Consider the following 14,890-nt stretch of genomic DNA (forward strand, 5'->3'; position numbering starts at 1 on the left):
ACGCTGAACGCGATGTAGGCAGAAACACTTGGCGACCACCGGATATCGTGTCCCACGCCGAGCAGCATGCGCTCGATGTCGCAGGCCCAAGGACGGCGCGCTCGGCGGTATCTGTATCAATAAGCCTGCTCGGTCCCGACCGAAGACAACCGATCACGAAGACCTTTATGTCGAGGCCCTTTGTCCTCTCCCTGGGCCGCTGGCGGGTCGGGAACCACCGATGGTCCGGGGTTACGCAGTTTCGCCGTACCCCTCGGTCAACGCGCGACTATGCACTCAGGCCCGGGGCCCGCCGACGCGGGTCTGCAGGTTTCTGTCCCGCTTTGGACAGACCTCGGCCTGGGACTCGGTAGAATCGAATGATGACGTTCCTCCGGGAATCCGAGGAACTTTCCGATCTCAGCAAGATCGAGGACCGGGCGTCCTCGGTCGCCCAGATGCTGGTCGACCGAATCACCGCGACTCCAGACGCGGAGGCGTTCCGATTTCCTGACGGCAAGGGCTGGACCAGCGTGTCCTGGAAGCAGTTCGGCGACCGCGTCAATATCCTCGCCGCCGGATTGATCGCACTGGGAATGCAGGCCGAAGACCGGGTCGCGCTCGTATCGTCCACACGCTATGAATGGGTGCTCGCCGACTTCGCCGTGATGTGCGCCGGTGCGGCCACCACCACCGTGTACCCCACGACCAACGCCACCGGCGTCGCGTTCATCGTCGCCAACTCGGGCAGCCGTATCGTGATTGCCGAGGATCAGACCCAGGTCGACAAACTGATCGAACACCGCGTCGAACTGCCCGACGTGCAACGGGTAGTGATCGTCGATGGCGAGGGCGACGGAAACTGGGTCATCACTCTCGACGACCTCGAAAAGCGCGGACGCGGACTGCTCGCCGAATCCCCCGACGCGGTCGCCGACCGCATCCGCGGGATCCGGCCCACGCATCTGGGCAGCATCATGTACACCTCCGGGACGACGGGCACCCCGAAGGGGGTTCGGCTGCCGCATTCGGCATGGACCTACAGCGCCGCAGCGATCGACGCCGTGAACGTTCTCAGCTCCGACGATCTGAACTTTCTGTGGCTGCCGCTGTCCCACGCGTTCGGCAAGGTGATGTTGGCGCTGTCGCCACTGATCGGCTTTCCCACCGCGATCGACGGCCGGGTGGACAAGATCGTGGACAACATGGCGGTACTGCACCCCACTATCGTGGCGGCCGCCCCGCGCATCTTCGAAAAGGCGCATGCCCGGATCGAGGGCACGATGGCCGAAGAACGCGGGCTCGAGAAGAAGCTCTTCGACTGGGCGATCGGGGTCGGCCTGAAGGTCTCGCGTGCCAGGCAGGCTGGCGAGAAACCGTCGCCTCTCGTTTCACTGCAGCACAAAGTTGCCGACAGGCTGGTGCTTTCCAAAGTCCGTGAACACTTCGGTGGTCGGCTGCGGTACTTCGTTTCGGCATCGGCCCCCTTGGACCGTGATGTCGCGCAATGGTTCGACGCGATCGGCATCATCGTGCTCGAAGGCTACGGCCTGACCGAGACCGCCGCCGCCTCGTTCATCAACCGCCCAGGTGCATACCGGTTCGGAACTGTAGGCAAACCGTTCCCTGGCACCGAGGTCAAGATCGCCGAAGACGGTGAGATCCTGATCAAAAGCCCGGGTGTGATGAGCGGCTATCACGACCGCCCCGACGCCACCGACGAAGCTTTCGACGCGGACGGCTGGTTCCGCACCGGCGACATCGGCGAGATCGACGCAGACGGGTTCCTGCACATCACCGACCGCAAGAAAGACTTGTTCAAGACCTCGCAAGGCAAATACGTCGCGCCCTCCGCGATTGCCGCCACATTCAAGGGAATGTGTCCATACGCAGCGGAATTCATCGTCTACGGAGAGACACGACCCTATTGCGTCGCATTGGTCGGCCTCGACGCCCAGGCCATCACCGAATGGGCCGGCAAGCACGACCTAGCCGACAGACCGCTCGCCGAAATCGCTCGGCACAAGAAGACCCATGACGTCATCGCCGCCTATATCGACCAACTGAACACCCAACTCGATCGCTGGGAACAGGTCAAGAAATTCGACATCATCGACCACGAACTGTCCGTGGAGGCTGGTGATCTCACACCGAGTATGAAACTTCGCCGCAAGATAGTCGTCGAGAACCTTGCCGACAGCATCGACACCCTCTATCACTGAAGTCGATCGAGCAGTGCCCGGCGCGGGCCCGACAGGTACACCTTGCGGATGACCTGAACGTCCGGGTACTTCTCCTGCCAGCCCGCGAGCTGCTCGGCGAGGATCGCCTGTCCGGCGGTCTCGGCGTCGTGGTCGGTGATTGTGTAGGGGAGTCCGGCGAAGCGGTCGTAATACAGATCGCTCCAGGCATGCACGGCGACGAGTTGGGCGTTGCACTCGCTGGCTTCGGCGAATGCGGCCGCCACCGCAGCCGAGCTGACCGGTCTGGCGTCGGCGCCGAGCACAACCGGGCCGATGCGCCGGGCCTGTTGTTCGGTGCCGGTGTCACGGACCACCACGATCGGGCCGCGGCCATGGCTGGCGACGGCGAGCAGTGTCGACCCGAGATGGCTCAGGGTGCCGCCTGCGCCCTGAGCGCCGATCGCGACCAGATGCGCGGTTTCGGACAGCTCGATCAGCAGGCGTGCCGGATTGGCTTCGGAGACTTCGGTTTCCACGGTCAGCGTCGGATCCACTTGGTGAGCCAGCCGACGCGCGGTACGGACCAAGTCTGCACCTTCGCGGCGGATCGCATCGATCACCGGGGGCATGATCACGTCATAGATCCCATAGACGGCCTCGGCGGCAGCGAGTCCAGGCCGTGCACGATCCGCAGGCCGCGGCCCCGACGCCGTCTCGGCGGCCCCTCGGACGGCGAGATCGGCGGCTTCGGAGCCGTCGATGCCGACCACAATTTCGGCCGACGCCAGTCGGTGTCGATCATCGTAATGCTGGGCGGTCATGGGCAGTGTCCCTTCGGATTCCGAAAAATCTGCTACCCGAAGATTCGGAATCCGAGATGGTCCGGCACGCCTGGCGTTGGTCCCGAACCGCAGAGCACAAAGGCCGCTCCTGTCGTAGCTGATTCGGCATGCACGAGGCCCTGCATGGTGGACATGCGCGTGCCATCGCCAGGTGCGAGCGTGCGTGCTGTACCGGTAGAACTCAGGGCAGCGGCGCGGACCAGCGCAGCACCGTGCCTCCGCCGAGACCGTTCGCAACGCGGAAGCTGCCGCCCGCTTGTTCGGCGCGCGTCGCCAGATTCGCAAATCCGCTCAATCGCGCGACATCGTCGGGCAGGCCGATACCGTCGTCGGTCACCTCGATAGTGACGTCATCGCCTACACGCAGATGGACCGTCACCGTCGTGGCCTGCGCGTGCCGCACCGCGTTGCTGACTGCTTCGCGCAGTACTGCCTCGACGTCTTCAGATAGTGGCGGCGCCAGCACCGAGACCGGGCCGACGAGTCGAATTGTGGTGCGCAGCCCGCTTTCGCCGACCATGTCGGCAATGATCGCGTGCAGTTGTTTGCGCAGCGTCGGGGCGCCCGCGGTGGTGCTGCTGTGCAGGTCGAAGATCGATTCCCGGATGTCTTGGACGATCGACTGGATGTCGGCGATGGTGTCGATGAGCCGGGATTTGACCTCTGGTGCGCGGGCCCGCTGCGCTGTGCCCTGTAGTGAGAGACCGACCGCGAACAGGCGCTGAATGACATGGTCGTGCAGGTCGCGCGCGATCCGGTCGCGGTCGGAGAGCACATCGAGTTCGCGCATCCGCCGCTGGATAGTCGCCTGCCGCAAGGCGAGTGCGGCTTGATCGGAGAAGGCGGCCATCATCGACTTCCCAGCCTCGTCCAATTGTTGCGCACCCGCCGGTTGCACGGTGACGAGCACGCCGATGACCGAATCCTCGGCGCGTAGCGGCAGGATCAGCGCGGGCCCGAATTTCGATGGTTCATAGAAGACCGGCCGGAAGCGCAGTTCGTCGACCGCGACGACCCGGCCGGACCGGAACGCTTCGCCGGAATTCGATTCACCCATCGGGATGCGCTCGCCGAGCAGTTCGTCGGCGCCGACGCCCGCGGCGGCCTCTACCATCAGTTCGGTGACATCCTCGACCGGGACTTCGGGGTCCTCGGGCAGGGCGAGGAAGGTGCACGCCGACTGGGTGAGTTCTAGCGCCCGTTCGGCGACCAGCTCGAGTGCCGTACCCGGTTCGCCGCCCGCGAGCAGCTCGGTGGCCACATCGTGGTTGGCTTCCAGCCATTGCTGGCGGGTCTGGGACTGCTCGTAGAGGCGGGCGTTGGCGATGGCGATGCCCGCCGCAGCGGCGAGTGCCTGCACCACGACCTCGTCGTCCTCGGTGAACTCCTGGCCACCGGCCTTCTCAGTCAAATACAGGTTGCCGAAGACTTCGTCGTGGACCTTCACCGGTACGCCGAGGAAGGTGTGCATCGGTGGGTGGTGGGAGGGAAAGCCGACCGAAGAGGGATGCCTCGAAAGGTTGGTCAACCGAAGGGGTTTGGGCTCCTCGATCAGCAAGCCGAGCACACCGTGACCGCGCGGCAGATCGCCGATCATGACCCGGGTGCGGTCGTCGATGCCCTCGTAGACGAACTCGGAGAGCTCATTGCTGGTCTTATCGGTTTCTCGTACGCCGAGCGCGCCGTATCCGGCGTCGACCAGCTCGATGGCGGTGTGCACGATCGAGCGAAGCGTGTTGTCCAGGTCCAATCCGGCGGTGACCACCAGCATCGCCTCGATCAGGCGATCCATCTGATCGCGGACACCGACGATCTGGACGATCCGGTCCTGGACTTCGCCGAGCAATTCACGAAGTCGCAGCTGGGCCAGGGTCTCCGTCACCGGAGTTTGGCCGGGTCCGGTGGACATGCCGCCATCCATCCCCCCATTTTCGCATGACCTCTACCCCATGGGGCGCCGTGTAAACCTCCCCGCGCAGCACCCATGACACCGATGTGTTTTTGCGCAGCTGCGCGGACGCGGCTGGGGTCACTGCCATGTTCCGTGCGCTTCAGCGGGTTCGACGAGTGTCATGCCTGCGGTAGCGCCACCGTCGATGACGAATTCCGATCCGGTCGAGAAGGTGGCCTCATTGACGATGAAGCCCACCATCGCCGCGACCTCCTCTGGCTCGCCGAAACGCGGAAGCGGCTGGGCCGCAGCAATACTGGTATCGAAGCCGGCTGTCATCGGAGTGTGGATCGGTCCAGGGTGCACCGAGCAGACCCGGATACCGGCGTCGCCGAGTTCGAGTGCGGCGGCCTTGGTCAACCCGCGCAGGCCCCATTTGCTGGCAACGTAACCGGCGATCCCGGAATAGCCCATCAGACCCGCGGTCGAGGAAATGTTGACAATGACACCTCCGCCATTCGCGCGCAGCCGCGGGGCCGCCAGATGCATACCGAGCCAGGCGCCGAACAGGTTCACATCGACGACGTGCCGGAACATCGCGGGGGATTCGGACTCGATACCGCCGAAGTCGATGATGCCCGCATTGTTCACCACAACGGCCAGTGGTCCGAAGTCCGCTTCGGCGTCGTCGAGTACCCGCCGCCAACCATGTTCGTCGGTGACATCGAGGTGCCGGAACATCACTGTCGGACCTAGGGATTCGGCCGTCGCGGTGCCCTCGGTGTCGAGGAGGTCGGCCACCACGACGCGCAGGCCGGATTTGACGAGCGTTTGCGCGATGACCGCGCCGATGCCGTGCGCCCCGCCGGTGACGACGGCGCTTCGGCCATGGAAATCGGGCATGGTGCCCACCTCCTTATCGCTGACGCGCAGCGGTTCCTGCTGATGTACTCAGGATTTCGCAACAGGCGCCCCAGCGTGATGGCCGAAGGTCATTGATGTGACGGGACTTCTGGACCGTCTGCGCACTCCCGTTGCCGGCGGCCGACCGTAGCTGGCGTCCTGGAAGTCCCGCCAGGATGGGGCGTCTTGCCCTACCTGCGGTATCCCCGCGGTGAGAGCGTGAATTGGGAGGAAAGAAAGGATGACGATGGACCACGGACTGCCCGATGATCACAGCGTGCGGGTTGCACTAGCGCTCGCGGTGCGGGCGCCGTCGGTACACAACACCCAACCATGGCGATGGCGGATCGCGGACCGCAGCGTCCACCTGTATCTGGATCCGACCCGGGCTTTGCCCCCTCCCGACCTCGACCAACGCGATCTCGTCTTGAGCTGTGGTGCCGCGCTGCATCATCTGCGCGTCGCGTTCGCCGCGCTCGGCTGGTCAGCAGTGGTGCGACGGCTGCCGAATCCGGCGCAACCGAACCATCTGGCATCGATCGAACCGGTGCGCCATCGGCGAACCCCGAATGAAATCGAGTTGAGCGCCGCCATCACCCGCAGACGAACCGATCGCAGGCTCTTCACTGAGAGGCCGGTGCCGCCCGGGTACCTCGGATTGGTCACCGAGCGCGCGGCGATCCTGGGGGCGACCGTGCGGCAGGTGACCGACCGGTCGCGCGACTACGTGGTCGAAGCGATGCGGGCCGCGGCGGAGCAGCACGCCGGAGAGCCAGAATACCGGTTCGAGCCGCCGGAATGGCGTGACGGACCGGCCACGGCCGCGGTGCCCGCACACGAATGCGACTTTGCCGAGCTGCTCGTAGTCGGCACCTCCGCCGACGATCTGCTCTCGCGATTGTGCGCGGGCGAGGCGTTGAGCGCGGTGCTGCTGACCGCGACGAATGTCGGGTTGGCCACCTGTCTGCTGACCGAACCGCTCGAGACACCGACACTGCGGGACCGTGTCCGTGCCGGCGTCCTGAACAATTACGGCTACCCCCAAGCCGTGATCAGAGTCGGCTGGGCACCGACGAGCGATGGACAGTTACCCCGCACACCTCGTCGGGCGGTCGAGGATGTGTTGGCTCCATCGACGGTAGGGGTCGCCGAGGCGACCGCCTGCTGACTGACGGACTTGGACTACTTCGGATCGGGCGATCGCTTTTCCGCCGTCTCCAGGCGTTTTTTCGCGGTCGCCAGGGCAGCCGCCAATCGGTCGCGTGCTTCTCGGGCAACCGCACGCAGCTCCGGCCGGTCGGTGTGGTGCAGGACCTCGCCGCACAGCAGCAACACCGGGTCGACCGCTTCGACGAGGGTGGTGTCGCCGTCAGTGCGCACTACGACGTTGCACGGCAGCAGCAGTCCGACCCGGGGATCGGCGATCAGCGCACGCTGCGCGAGGATCGGGTGGCAGGCGCCGAGAATCAGGTAGTCGTCCATCCGCACACCGAGCTTCGTCTGCAGCGTGGCGCGCACGTCGATCTCGGTCATAACGCCGAAACCCTGTTCGGCCAATGCCTTTCGCAGTTCCGAGACGGCGTCGGCGAACAGCGCTTGCACCCGCACAGCGAGGGTGGCGGCGATCGGCCGGCGGATCTCGGTCACGAGATCCCCGGTCCGCACAGCGGCGTCCAGCGCCACCAGATACACCTCGGTCGGTGGCCCCATCGGTTGATAGTCGGAGCATCGGATCCAGTCGTCCAACGCGCGGTACGCGTCACCGATGTGTCGATAGTCGCCGTGGTGCCTGGTGCTGGCGCACAGCCTCGGCTCGGGACGGCGCAAGCCGGCTTGTTCAGTGGTGCCGTCGAGTGCGCCGTCGGTCACTGGGAGACCGAAGTCCACCTCGGTGGTCATACCTGGTCCGAGCATACCCAGATACGTCGTCGACGGTGGTCCGGCCGGCGCGATTCCGGTGCGTTCGGCTAACTCGTAGAGTGCTCGCATCCCCTCCCGGATATCGTCGCCGGCAAAGTCGCCGCGCACCGAGCGGCGCAGTTCGAGCATGGTGGTGGTGTTCGATTCGACGACCTCGACCCGATATGACATCTCTGGCCTCAGGACCGGTGCGCGATATGGCCGAGTTCGGCGCGGGCGAGGCGGTCTGCCCAAGCCCGCGCGCGCTCCAACTCACCCGGCGTTACCGGGCCGAGGATGCCGTCGACGAGGAAGTCCACCGGTCGGTCGACGAGCTCATAACCCAGGCGCCGCAACCGTTTTCCGGCACCACGTGCGGCCGATCCCGGTAGCCAGGTGGGTTTCGCGGCCTTGGTGGCGAAGGCGGCGGCCCGGGAGCCCGGCGGCACCGGCAGTGCCGCGTCGAGCCATTCGCGCATGCCGATATCGACCGCGACCGGTGCCTCGGTCCGGCTCGCCGCGTCGCGCCGAGTCCGAGCCCGGCTCATCCCGAGGGCGTGTGTCGGGGCACCGACCACCAGCAGATCCACCGTCGGTTCGGGGCGCTGGGCAGCGGCGGCCACATCCAACACCTCCACCTCGCCGTATTCGCCCAATGCCGCTGCGATGGCCTTGGCGATGGCGGCGGTGTTGCCGAACATCGACTCGTAGACGACCCGGATCCGCATCTCGGTCTCCCTCTGCACTGATACCTGCGGAAACTTCTGCGCTCCCGACGCTACGGCCGCCCGACGGCCGCACACAGTGCCGAACCGACGCAGGCCGAGGGACTTTCGACCATCCCTTCCCGACTTGCCGATCGCGGCCGCGGCCTACCGGGCGTACGAAAACACGAGGTCGGTGGAGCCCGAACAGGGAACCTTTCCGCTCCGCTCTGGATCGCGACTCCCTCGCCTTCGTCGAAAAGCTCACCCGCACAACCGGAGTCCGCATCGATGAGGCCGACTACCTGCACCTGGCCTCCATCGATTTCCTCACCACGGCCGGATAGCGCAACAAACGGCAGCGGCCATCGGTCAAGACGAACCGACCTCGAGAAACTCGTCGAGTGGTCGTCGGGGCGTCGGGGCCGATTCGGTGTCCTCGGGTGCGATGCCGATGCGGACGATGACCTGGGGGAAGTCCCAGTGGGGGATCAGGTCGGTGATCACCGAGCGGCTGGCGGCGAGTTCAGTGATGTGGGTCAGAGCGCAGGTGGCCAAGCCGCGGGCGGTGCATTCGAGCAGCACCTCCGAGAGCGCCTCGCCGGTATGCAGCCACTGTGCCGGGGTATCGCCTAGGGTGCTGAGCACCACCAGCCGGGCCTTGTCCTCGAGCCCGTCTCGGCGGGCCGAATACGGCGTGGACGGGAAACTGCGTCCGACATCGACCCTGGCGGCCTCGGCATCCGATACCAGCGCGGCCGCGGGGACTCCTTCCTGGGCGTCGGAATGTCCGGCCCACCAATGCAATTCGGTCTGATACTCCATATCGTAACGGCGCAACGCCGTGGCATGTTCGGTGGCCGCGGCCAGTCGGTGCCTGCTGCTGTCGGCGATCTCGTCGACCGCCACATGATGTGGTCGCGCCAGTTCGCGCACAGCGCTGAGCACGTCGTGCCAGTTGTCCGGCGTCAACATCGGCAATCGATCGGTATGGCGCCGGTGGATGGCGCGCACCCGAGTGGCTGTCGTGTTCAGCGCACCGGGCCACGGCCGGAACTCCAGCGTGGCCAAAAGGCCCGGCAGACCGGGGTCGGGGAGGCGAGTGACCTCGGCGAACCAGCCCATCGACAGGAAGGCCAGGCGCGCATGGTCGAGCACCGCGCCGCAGCTGAGCACCAACTGCCTGCCGAGCGGATCCGCCGACTGCAGCAGTCGATCGGTATCGCTGCACAGTTGCAGTCGTGCGCCGTCGAACACCCAGCGCCACGGCTGGGTGTTATGCACCGAGGGGGCCCGGGAGGCGAGCTTTAGCGCCATCCGTACGGTCCGCAGATCGGGTGTGCTCGCACGATCACTTGCGTTCATATTCCGAGTCTCGCCTTCGGGACCCGACCGCCACGACGGGCATTGCGCACCTATCCGGGGGGCCATGGTCACCGCCGCACCGGCACACCACTGGCCTGATCTCGGTCTGGACGGGTGATCACCAGGCCACGTGGCGTCAGGGCGCACCGCGACAGCTGGAGCGCGAAGCACGCGGCATGTCGGTGGCGCTGGTCTGCGAGGCCATTGCGGTGCCGGGTTCGGGCTTGTACGGCCCCATCCGGTCCCCCTGATCAGGAGCGATTGTCATGGGATCTCGGACGTCCTCGTCATGCCGAGCACGATGAAGTTGCCCAGGCCGACGATCCGGTTATCGACAAAAGCGCCGAGCGCACAGGGCGCAGGATCGCGCACCGCGAGGGCGCGCGACATTCGGTAACTCGGTCGGACTCGGCACGAGAATTCGGAAGAGGCTGTTGTTCTCGGGCATCCCAGCGTGCAGATCCGCGACAGTGGCGGCATCGGCAGGGCCGAGCGGGCGGACGGTGATGTGTCGGTCGAGGTGATCATGCCGCGGTCTCCGAACCGAGTCGACTAGCGTTGGAGCGCTTCTCTGAACAGGGTCGGATCGGAATTGGGGCCGAAGGTCTCCAATTGAGGACCGAACAGCACTGAACGCCGGGCGTTCTGTGGGGTCCGCGCTCGAAGGATGGCGCCGCTAGGCGGTTTGGGTGACCATGACGGGGCAATGGGCGTGCTGCACAAGAAAATTGCATGTGGAGCCGAGCAACAGGCCGGCGCAGCCGCCCGCTGTCGGCTGCCGACCATGATCAGTTGCGCCGTTATCGGTCATATCATCGAGTGTCGTCGGGCGATACGCCAGCCGATGTGGGCCTTCAGGCCCGTTCCCGAAAGTCCATCGTTACCGGCCGCCGACCGCGGCCGGTGGGTCGGACAGTTTGACGGCAGGTACGGCCTTTACAGAGGTACGCTCGGCGCGCTGTTTGATGCCGAGCAGCATCTTGCGCTCCATGACCCAACTACCCGGCTCCATGATGAACCGGCTGAGCATGCGAGTGGGCACCGCCGCCTCGGGCAGCGCGATCCGGTTACGGCTGACCAGCCGAGTGCCTTCGGCGCTCGAATAGAGCCCGAATGCCCACACCCAGTGCTTATCCTCCGAGGCGAACACCACTGCCCGTTCGGGTTCAACGATGGCTATCCGCATCCGTGGGCCGGTCTCACCGAGCACGAAAGTGTCACCGACGGCAAGGTTTTGGAACTGCGGAAGAATGGTGTCGGCGCTATGCATGTTCAGTCCGAGCAGGTTCTCGATCCAGTCGTAGGTGTAGGCGCCGCCCCGGCCGGGTCCCATCTGGACCAACCACGGCCAGATCCGCTCCGGAGCCGCGTCGACCGTAATGGACCTGGTGGCAACGATATCCGGGTCGGTGAGTAGGTCATCACCCGGCATCGCACGGGCGATTTCGTCAGCGCTGGAGCCCCAAGTGAGGCAACGATCACGCAGGACCACTTCATAGCTCACCGCCAACCCGACCAAGCATGTGCCGATTCCGATCGCGCAAGCTGTCATTGTCTTCATATCCCGTACGGTCCACCGAAACCAGTGGCGGGCACAGGGTCGTTCGGCAGCAGGGGCGACGACCTTGGTCCGCCGCAGCGGAACCGCTCGGCCGCGCACGCCGTCACCACCGGCGTTGCGCCGGGTGCGTCTACCCGGATCATGGGACCACCATCAGCCTTCGGCTCCGTCACCGCCGCTGCCGCCGCCTAACGACGCTTGCGCGGCGACGCCCTGATCGGCGCGCTCATCTACCGGCTGGCCGACGAGTATCCGTGGCTGTGCGCCTGCGGAACACCACTCGCGGTACTTCCCGCGGACACCGGAGACTCGACAAAGGACCGCTACGTCGGCAATAAGGCCTTTCGGCCCTGATGTCGCGGGCGCCCGGACTGGAGGCTATGTCGCGTGACCGATATTCAGCCGGTACATCGCTTTGAACGGATGCAGTGCGAAGCCGAACCGATGGCCTGGACCATCGATCGGCTGTGTTCGGAATTCAGCGACAGGGTCTCCCGGGAACGGGTGATCGGTGTCGTCGACGGGTGTGCACGGGATCTTGCTGGAACCCCACCCGGCGCAATGCCGGAACTGTGTGAACGACTCGCCCGCCAGTGCTTGCTGGACGTACTCGAACCGACCGCCGTCTGACCTCGACACTGCTGAATTACGGCCCTTATTCACTTCCGCCCGCCGAACGGATAGTCGGTGCCATGGCTCTCACACACCAGGTAGAGCGAATCGCACGCGGAGCGCTGTACTGACGTTCCTGGCCGGAATGTTGGCGATCTGGGCTGCGGCGGGTGCGCTGGCGATGATATTCGGTCTCGTCGACTTCGGTCCGGCGATCGATAGCGCCTGCCGCTACACAGCCCAGTCCGCGGCGGAGTGGCGCTCTGTGTCATTGTCGGGGCCCCGATGGCAGCGACCGCCCTGCTTACCGCCCGCGGTGAACAACACGCGCCGTCGATCGCGATGACCTCCGGGGTGCTGCTGATCGGCGGGATTGTGATGCAACTGGCTGTTATTCGCCACACCAGATGGCTGCAACCGGTGTGCGTGCTGCTCGGCTCGTGCTCGGCTGGGCCGGGCGGCGACGATGATGTCCGTCGCTGACTGTGCCAACGAAGCCGACATACGCGGGCCGACCGGTGGTCGATGCTCCTGCCGGGGTCGGCCTCAGAATCGATGCGCGATCCGATCGGCCCCGGTATGTGCGAGGCGTTCGCCCCAAGCACGGGCGCATTCCAGCGCACCCTGGGCCAGTGGTCCGGTCACGCCGTCGACGAAGAAGTCCACCGGCTGGTCGACGAGTTCATAACCCAAGCGCCGCAATCGTTTACCGGCACTGCGGGCGGCTGAGCCCGGCAACCACGATGGCTTCACAGCCTTCGTGCCGAAGGCCGCGGCCTGGGTGCCCGCTACAACCGGCAGCGCCGTGTCGAGCCATTCCCGGATGCCGACCTCGATGGGGACCAGCGCGTCGGTCCGTTGCGCAGCATCGCGGCGGGTCCGGGCTCGGCTGAGCCCGAGCATATGTGTCGGCCCGCCCACCACCAACAGATCCGCAGCCGGCTGGGGCAGCTCCGCGGCGGCCGCCACGTTGAGCAGCTCCACTGTTGCGTACTCGCTCAGCCCCTGAGCGATGGCAGCGGCGATGGCGGCGGTGTTGCCGAACATCGATTCATAGATGACCCGCGCCAGCATTTCGGTCTCCTCCTGATATGAAACTGGGTGGAGGGTGAAATCGACGCTACGGGCGAACGGCGCCGTCGAACAGGGCCGAACCGACGCTTACTGGGGTACCTTCGGACATCCGAGGGGGTTCCCGATGACTCTCGGCCGTCGCGTCGGGGTCCACGGTGCACAGCGCTGGAACGGTTGCCGGCTTGGAACTTCGAGGCAGGTCGGTCTTGCCTCTGGTCAGGGCACGACCGTCGTCGATTGCGGCTGTGGCAGGCCCAGCGATTGCGCGATCATCGACGACCAGGCGCGGATAGCGCCCCAGTCGCGCAGATCGCCGTAGCGTCCGCCGCCCATGAGGCGGTAGAGCGTACGTGCCTGTAGCGAGACACCGGTGCGTTCGTAATGCCCGGCGAAGGCCCGATAGTCCCGCGGGGCGACCGACGCGACGAGGCCCGCGATCTTCTTCGGCACGGTGCCGCCGATCCATCGCCCGATTGGCCCGCGCAGTGCCGGACCGAGACCGACACTGAACATCCAGACATCAGTGTTGCGCAGGGCTTCGCGGTAGGTCCGAACGAAGGTCGTCGCGGCGGGCAGGAGGTCCCTATTGTGCACGGCGCTACCGAGGATGATCGCGCGGAAATGAGACAGGTCGGGCGCGTGTTCGATGTCGCTCAATTCCACATCGGCGCCACGAGCGCGGAAATCATCGGCGATGAACTCCGCAATATCACGAGTGGATCCCTCTGCGGTCGCGTACATGACCGCGATCCGGGGCGTATTCGATTCCATGCCCTCAGCGTGGTTCAATGCGGGGCTTACCGGTCAGAGTCGTGGTACCCGGGCTACCGGGACCAATGACCCATCGGAGGCAGTTTCGGCGCGGATCAGGCGACGGCAGTGCTGGGTCTCATAGAATTGTGGTTCGAAAGGCAGGTCGCATGTCCACCAACGGCAACTGGCTCGCCCGCAGCGCTGCGACCACCGTGCCCGGCTCGGTGGTGCTGATCGGGCGCGGTCTTTCTCTTCGAAGGCATTCTGAAGTTGCTGGGCCTGAGACGCTCGGCACCGGCCGGTTCGACAAGGCTGATATCTCGGCGGCGGGATTCGTTGCAGCACTCGACGGAGTATTCGAAATCGGCTGCGGTGCATTGATTCCGGCTGGTCTGCTTACGCGGCTCGTGGCGATCCCGATGATCGTGGACATGATCGGCGCACTGCTGATCACCAAATTGCCCATCCTCTGAGGTACGGCCGCATTATTCACCGGCAAGTCCGGGTGGTGACCGCGATCCGAAAATGCTGTTCGTCGACTACAACCCGGGATTTCGTCCACGAATCCAGCGCCGACCTGGCCCAACTATGCGGAAGCGTGTTCTTGCTCATCGTCGGTGCGAGCGCCTCCTCGGCCGACGCCGCGCTGGGCCGGGGCACCGGAAGTCGTCGGTAGGTGTCATTCGGCGCGTGTGTCATTGGTACCCACAGGACAGGGCGATCGGCCCTGCCGACGCCGTGCGTGCGGGCGCACAGTGGTGCTACCTACCGAACCGATCCGCAGTCTGCCCCGGTTCGTGATGTCGAGGAGATGCCCGAGATGATGTATTGGTACGACCACGACCTCAATGGGTGGGACTACGCCGGGATGAGCGTCGGAATGGTGTTGTTCTGGGGTCTGCTGATCACCGCGTTCGTACTGGTGGTTCGCATGGTCACCCGCTCCGATCACCCCGCCTCGACCGGTCTGTCGCTGCGGACCGCCGAGCATCTGCTCGCGAAGCGCTTCGCGCGCGGCGAGATCGATGAGAAGGAATACGTGAGTCGGCTCGAAACGCTGCACGCGCATACCGCGCCGCGGGGGTCACGGCGGTGATGAACGGCCCTACCCAGGAGACGATCGG

Annotated in this window: 18 protein-coding genes; 7 read left to right on the plus strand and 11 right to left on the minus strand. The window is 65.4% G+C overall.

All coding sequences use genetic code 11. From position 1 onward, the window contains the following. The first annotated feature begins 362 nt into the window (after window positions 1–362). Window positions 363–2,201 (plus strand): long-chain fatty acid--CoA ligase, encoded by a 1,839-nt coding sequence (locus ACIBI6_RS34500; RefSeq protein ID WP_364348390.1) that lies wholly within the window; start codon window positions 363–365, stop codon window positions 2,199–2,201. Here ACIBI6_RS34500 and ACIBI6_RS34505 read toward each other — a convergent pair. The 3 genes from ACIBI6_RS34505 to ACIBI6_RS34515 form a co-directional block, all read right to left on the minus strand. Then, window positions 2,195–2,983 carry a universal stress protein gene (locus tag ACIBI6_RS34505; protein WP_364348387.1) on the minus strand — a complete coding sequence of 263 codons (789 nt, stop codon included), beginning with the start codon at window positions 2,981–2,983 and terminating at the stop codon, window positions 2,195–2,197. The genes ACIBI6_RS34500 and ACIBI6_RS34505 overlap by 7 nt on opposite strands. Before the next feature lie 202 nt (window positions 2,984–3,185). Further along, window positions 3,186–4,913, minus strand: a complete 1,728-nt coding sequence (locus ACIBI6_RS34510) for a GAF domain-containing sensor histidine kinase (protein ID WP_364348384.1) — start codon at window positions 4,911–4,913, stop codon at window positions 3,186–3,188. 120 nt (window positions 4,914–5,033) lie between these two features. Further along, window positions 5,034–5,798 carry an SDR family oxidoreductase gene (locus ACIBI6_RS34515; RefSeq protein WP_364348381.1) on the minus strand — a complete coding sequence of 255 codons (765 nt, stop codon included), beginning with the start codon at window positions 5,796–5,798 and terminating at the stop codon, window positions 5,034–5,036. Between the two features lie 247 nt (window positions 5,799–6,045). On the opposite strand from ACIBI6_RS34515, the gene ACIBI6_RS34520 reads away from it, so the two are divergent. Continuing rightward, the gene (locus ACIBI6_RS34520; protein WP_396959170.1) at window positions 6,046–6,966 is read left to right on the plus strand and encodes an NAD(P)H nitroreductase; all 921 of its coding nucleotides are present in this window, start codon (window positions 6,046–6,048) and stop codon (window positions 6,964–6,966) included. A gap of 14 nt (window positions 6,967–6,980) precedes the next feature. Here the strand turns inward: ACIBI6_RS34520 and ACIBI6_RS34525 are convergent, their stop codons facing one another. From ACIBI6_RS34525 to ACIBI6_RS34550, 6 genes are all read right to left on the minus strand, one after another. Next, on the minus strand, window positions 6,981–7,889 hold the full coding sequence (locus ACIBI6_RS34525; protein ID WP_364348378.1) for a DUF302 domain-containing protein: 909 nt from the start codon (window positions 7,887–7,889) through the stop codon (window positions 6,981–6,983). Between the two features lie 8 nt (window positions 7,890–7,897). Beyond that, a complete protein-coding gene (locus ACIBI6_RS34530) occupies window positions 7,898–8,425 on the minus strand; it encodes a flavodoxin domain-containing protein (protein ID WP_364348375.1) in 528 nt (175 codons plus the stop codon). A gap of 348 nt (window positions 8,426–8,773) precedes the next feature. Next, entirely contained in the window at window positions 8,774–9,766 is a 993-nt protein-coding gene (locus tag ACIBI6_RS34535; RefSeq protein ID WP_396959079.1) for an Acg family FMN-binding oxidoreductase, read from the minus strand. Window positions 9,767–10,030: 264 nt separating this feature from the next. Beyond that, a complete protein-coding gene (locus ACIBI6_RS34540) occupies window positions 10,031–10,156 on the minus strand; it encodes a hypothetical protein (RefSeq protein ID WP_364348369.1) in 126 nt (41 codons plus the stop codon). 286 nt (window positions 10,157–10,442) lie between these two features. Further along, window positions 10,443–10,577, minus strand: coding sequence for a universal stress protein (locus ACIBI6_RS34545; protein WP_364348366.1), 135 nt, complete (start codon window positions 10,575–10,577; stop codon window positions 10,443–10,445). A 69-nt stretch (window positions 10,578–10,646) separates the two neighbouring features. After that, entirely contained in the window at window positions 10,647–11,327 is a 681-nt protein-coding gene (locus tag ACIBI6_RS34550) for an SRPBCC family protein (RefSeq protein WP_364348363.1), read from the minus strand. Between the two features lie 198 nt (window positions 11,328–11,525). Between ACIBI6_RS34550 and ACIBI6_RS34555 the strand changes: the two genes are divergently transcribed. The 3 genes from ACIBI6_RS34555 (at window position 11,526) to ACIBI6_RS34565 (ending at window position 12,422) form a co-directional block, all read left to right on the plus strand. Continuing rightward, window positions 11,526–11,681, plus strand: coding sequence for a hypothetical protein (locus ACIBI6_RS34555; protein ID WP_396959082.1), 156 nt, complete (start codon window positions 11,526–11,528; stop codon window positions 11,679–11,681). A gap of 33 nt (window positions 11,682–11,714) precedes the next feature. After that, window positions 11,715–11,957: a hypothetical protein gene (locus ACIBI6_RS34560; protein WP_364348357.1), complete on the plus strand. Its 243-nt coding sequence runs from the start codon at window positions 11,715–11,717 to the stop codon at window positions 11,955–11,957. Between the two features lie 267 nt (window positions 11,958–12,224). Beyond that, window positions 12,225–12,422, plus strand: a complete 198-nt coding sequence (locus ACIBI6_RS34565; RefSeq protein WP_364348354.1) for a hypothetical protein — start codon at window positions 12,225–12,227, stop codon at window positions 12,420–12,422. 63 nt (window positions 12,423–12,485) lie between these two features. Here the strand turns inward: ACIBI6_RS34565 and ACIBI6_RS34570 are convergent, their stop codons facing one another. Further along, entirely contained in the window at window positions 12,486–13,013 is a 528-nt protein-coding gene (locus tag ACIBI6_RS34570; RefSeq protein WP_364348351.1) for a flavodoxin domain-containing protein, read from the minus strand. Window positions 13,014–13,229: 216 nt separating this feature from the next. Next, window positions 13,230–13,784 (minus strand): flavodoxin domain-containing protein, encoded by a 555-nt coding sequence (locus ACIBI6_RS34575; RefSeq protein WP_396959085.1) that lies wholly within the window; start codon window positions 13,782–13,784, stop codon window positions 13,230–13,232. A 149-nt stretch (window positions 13,785–13,933) separates the two neighbouring features. On the opposite strand from ACIBI6_RS34575, the gene ACIBI6_RS34580 reads away from it, so the two are divergent. Then, complete coding sequence (locus ACIBI6_RS34580) at window positions 13,934–14,239, plus strand: DoxX family protein (RefSeq protein WP_396959087.1); 306 nt, start codon at window positions 13,934–13,936, stop codon at window positions 14,237–14,239. 338 nt (window positions 14,240–14,577) lie between these two features. Continuing rightward, window positions 14,578–14,862 carry an SHOCT domain-containing protein gene (locus ACIBI6_RS34585; RefSeq protein WP_396959089.1) on the plus strand — a complete coding sequence of 95 codons (285 nt, stop codon included), beginning with the start codon at window positions 14,578–14,580 and terminating at the stop codon, window positions 14,860–14,862. Window positions 14,863–14,890: the final 28 nt, after the last annotated feature.

This window comes from Nocardia sp. NPDC050412, assembly GCF_044458825.1.
Taxonomy (GTDB): Bacteria; Actinomycetota; Actinomycetes; order Mycobacteriales; family Mycobacteriaceae; genus Nocardia.

What these genes read in the sequence shown, in the direction of transcription:
- ACIBI6_RS34500 (WP_364348390.1), top strand. Translation starts at nt 363, where the DNA reads ATGACGTTCCTCCGGGAATCCGAGGAACTTTCCGATCTCAGCAAGATC.
- ACIBI6_RS34505 (WP_364348387.1), bottom strand. Translation starts at nt 2,983, where the DNA reads ATGACCGCCCAGCATTACGATGATCGACACCGACTGGCGTCGGCCGAA.
- ACIBI6_RS34510 (WP_364348384.1), bottom strand. Translation starts at nt 4,913, where the DNA reads ATGTCCACCGGACCCGGCCAAACTCCGGTGACGGAGACCCTGGCCCAG.
- ACIBI6_RS34515 (WP_364348381.1), bottom strand. Translation starts at nt 5,798, where the DNA reads ATGCCCGATTTCCATGGCCGAAGCGCCGTCGTCACCGGCGGGGCGCAC.
- ACIBI6_RS34520 (WP_396959170.1), top strand. Translation starts at nt 6,046, where the DNA reads ATGGACCACGGACTGCCCGATGATCACAGCGTGCGGGTTGCACTAGCG.
- ACIBI6_RS34525 (WP_364348378.1), bottom strand. Translation starts at nt 7,889, where the DNA reads ATGTCATATCGGGTCGAGGTCGTCGAATCGAACACCACCACCATGCTC.
- ACIBI6_RS34530 (WP_364348375.1), bottom strand. Translation starts at nt 8,425, where the DNA reads ATGCGGATCCGGGTCGTCTACGAGTCGATGTTCGGCAACACCGCCGCC.
- ACIBI6_RS34535 (WP_396959079.1), bottom strand. Translation starts at nt 9,766, where the DNA reads ATGAACGCAAGTGATCGTGCGAGCACACCCGATCTGCGGACCGTACGG.
- ACIBI6_RS34540 (WP_364348369.1), bottom strand. Translation starts at nt 10,156, where the DNA reads ATGTCGCGCGCCCTCGCGGTGCGCGATCCTGCGCCCTGTGCGCTCGGC.
- ACIBI6_RS34545 (WP_364348366.1), bottom strand. Translation starts at nt 10,577, where the DNA reads ATGACCGATAACGGCGCAACTGATCATGGTCGGCAGCCGACAGCGGGC.
- ACIBI6_RS34550 (WP_364348363.1), bottom strand. Translation starts at nt 11,327, where the DNA reads ATGAAGACAATGACAGCTTGCGCGATCGGAATCGGCACATGCTTGGTC.
- ACIBI6_RS34565 (WP_364348354.1), top strand. Translation starts at nt 12,225, where the DNA reads ATGGCAGCGACCGCCCTGCTTACCGCCCGCGGTGAACAACACGCGCCG.
- ACIBI6_RS34570 (WP_364348351.1), bottom strand. Translation starts at nt 13,013, where the DNA reads ATGCTGGCGCGGGTCATCTATGAATCGATGTTCGGCAACACCGCCGCC.
- ACIBI6_RS34575 (WP_396959085.1), bottom strand. Translation starts at nt 13,784, where the DNA reads ATGGAATCGAATACGCCCCGGATCGCGGTCATGTACGCGACCGCAGAG.
- ACIBI6_RS34580 (WP_396959087.1), top strand. Translation starts at nt 13,934, where the DNA reads ATGTCCACCAACGGCAACTGGCTCGCCCGCAGCGCTGCGACCACCGTG.
- ACIBI6_RS34585 (WP_396959089.1), top strand. Translation starts at nt 14,578, where the DNA reads ATGCCCGAGATGATGTATTGGTACGACCACGACCTCAATGGGTGGGAC.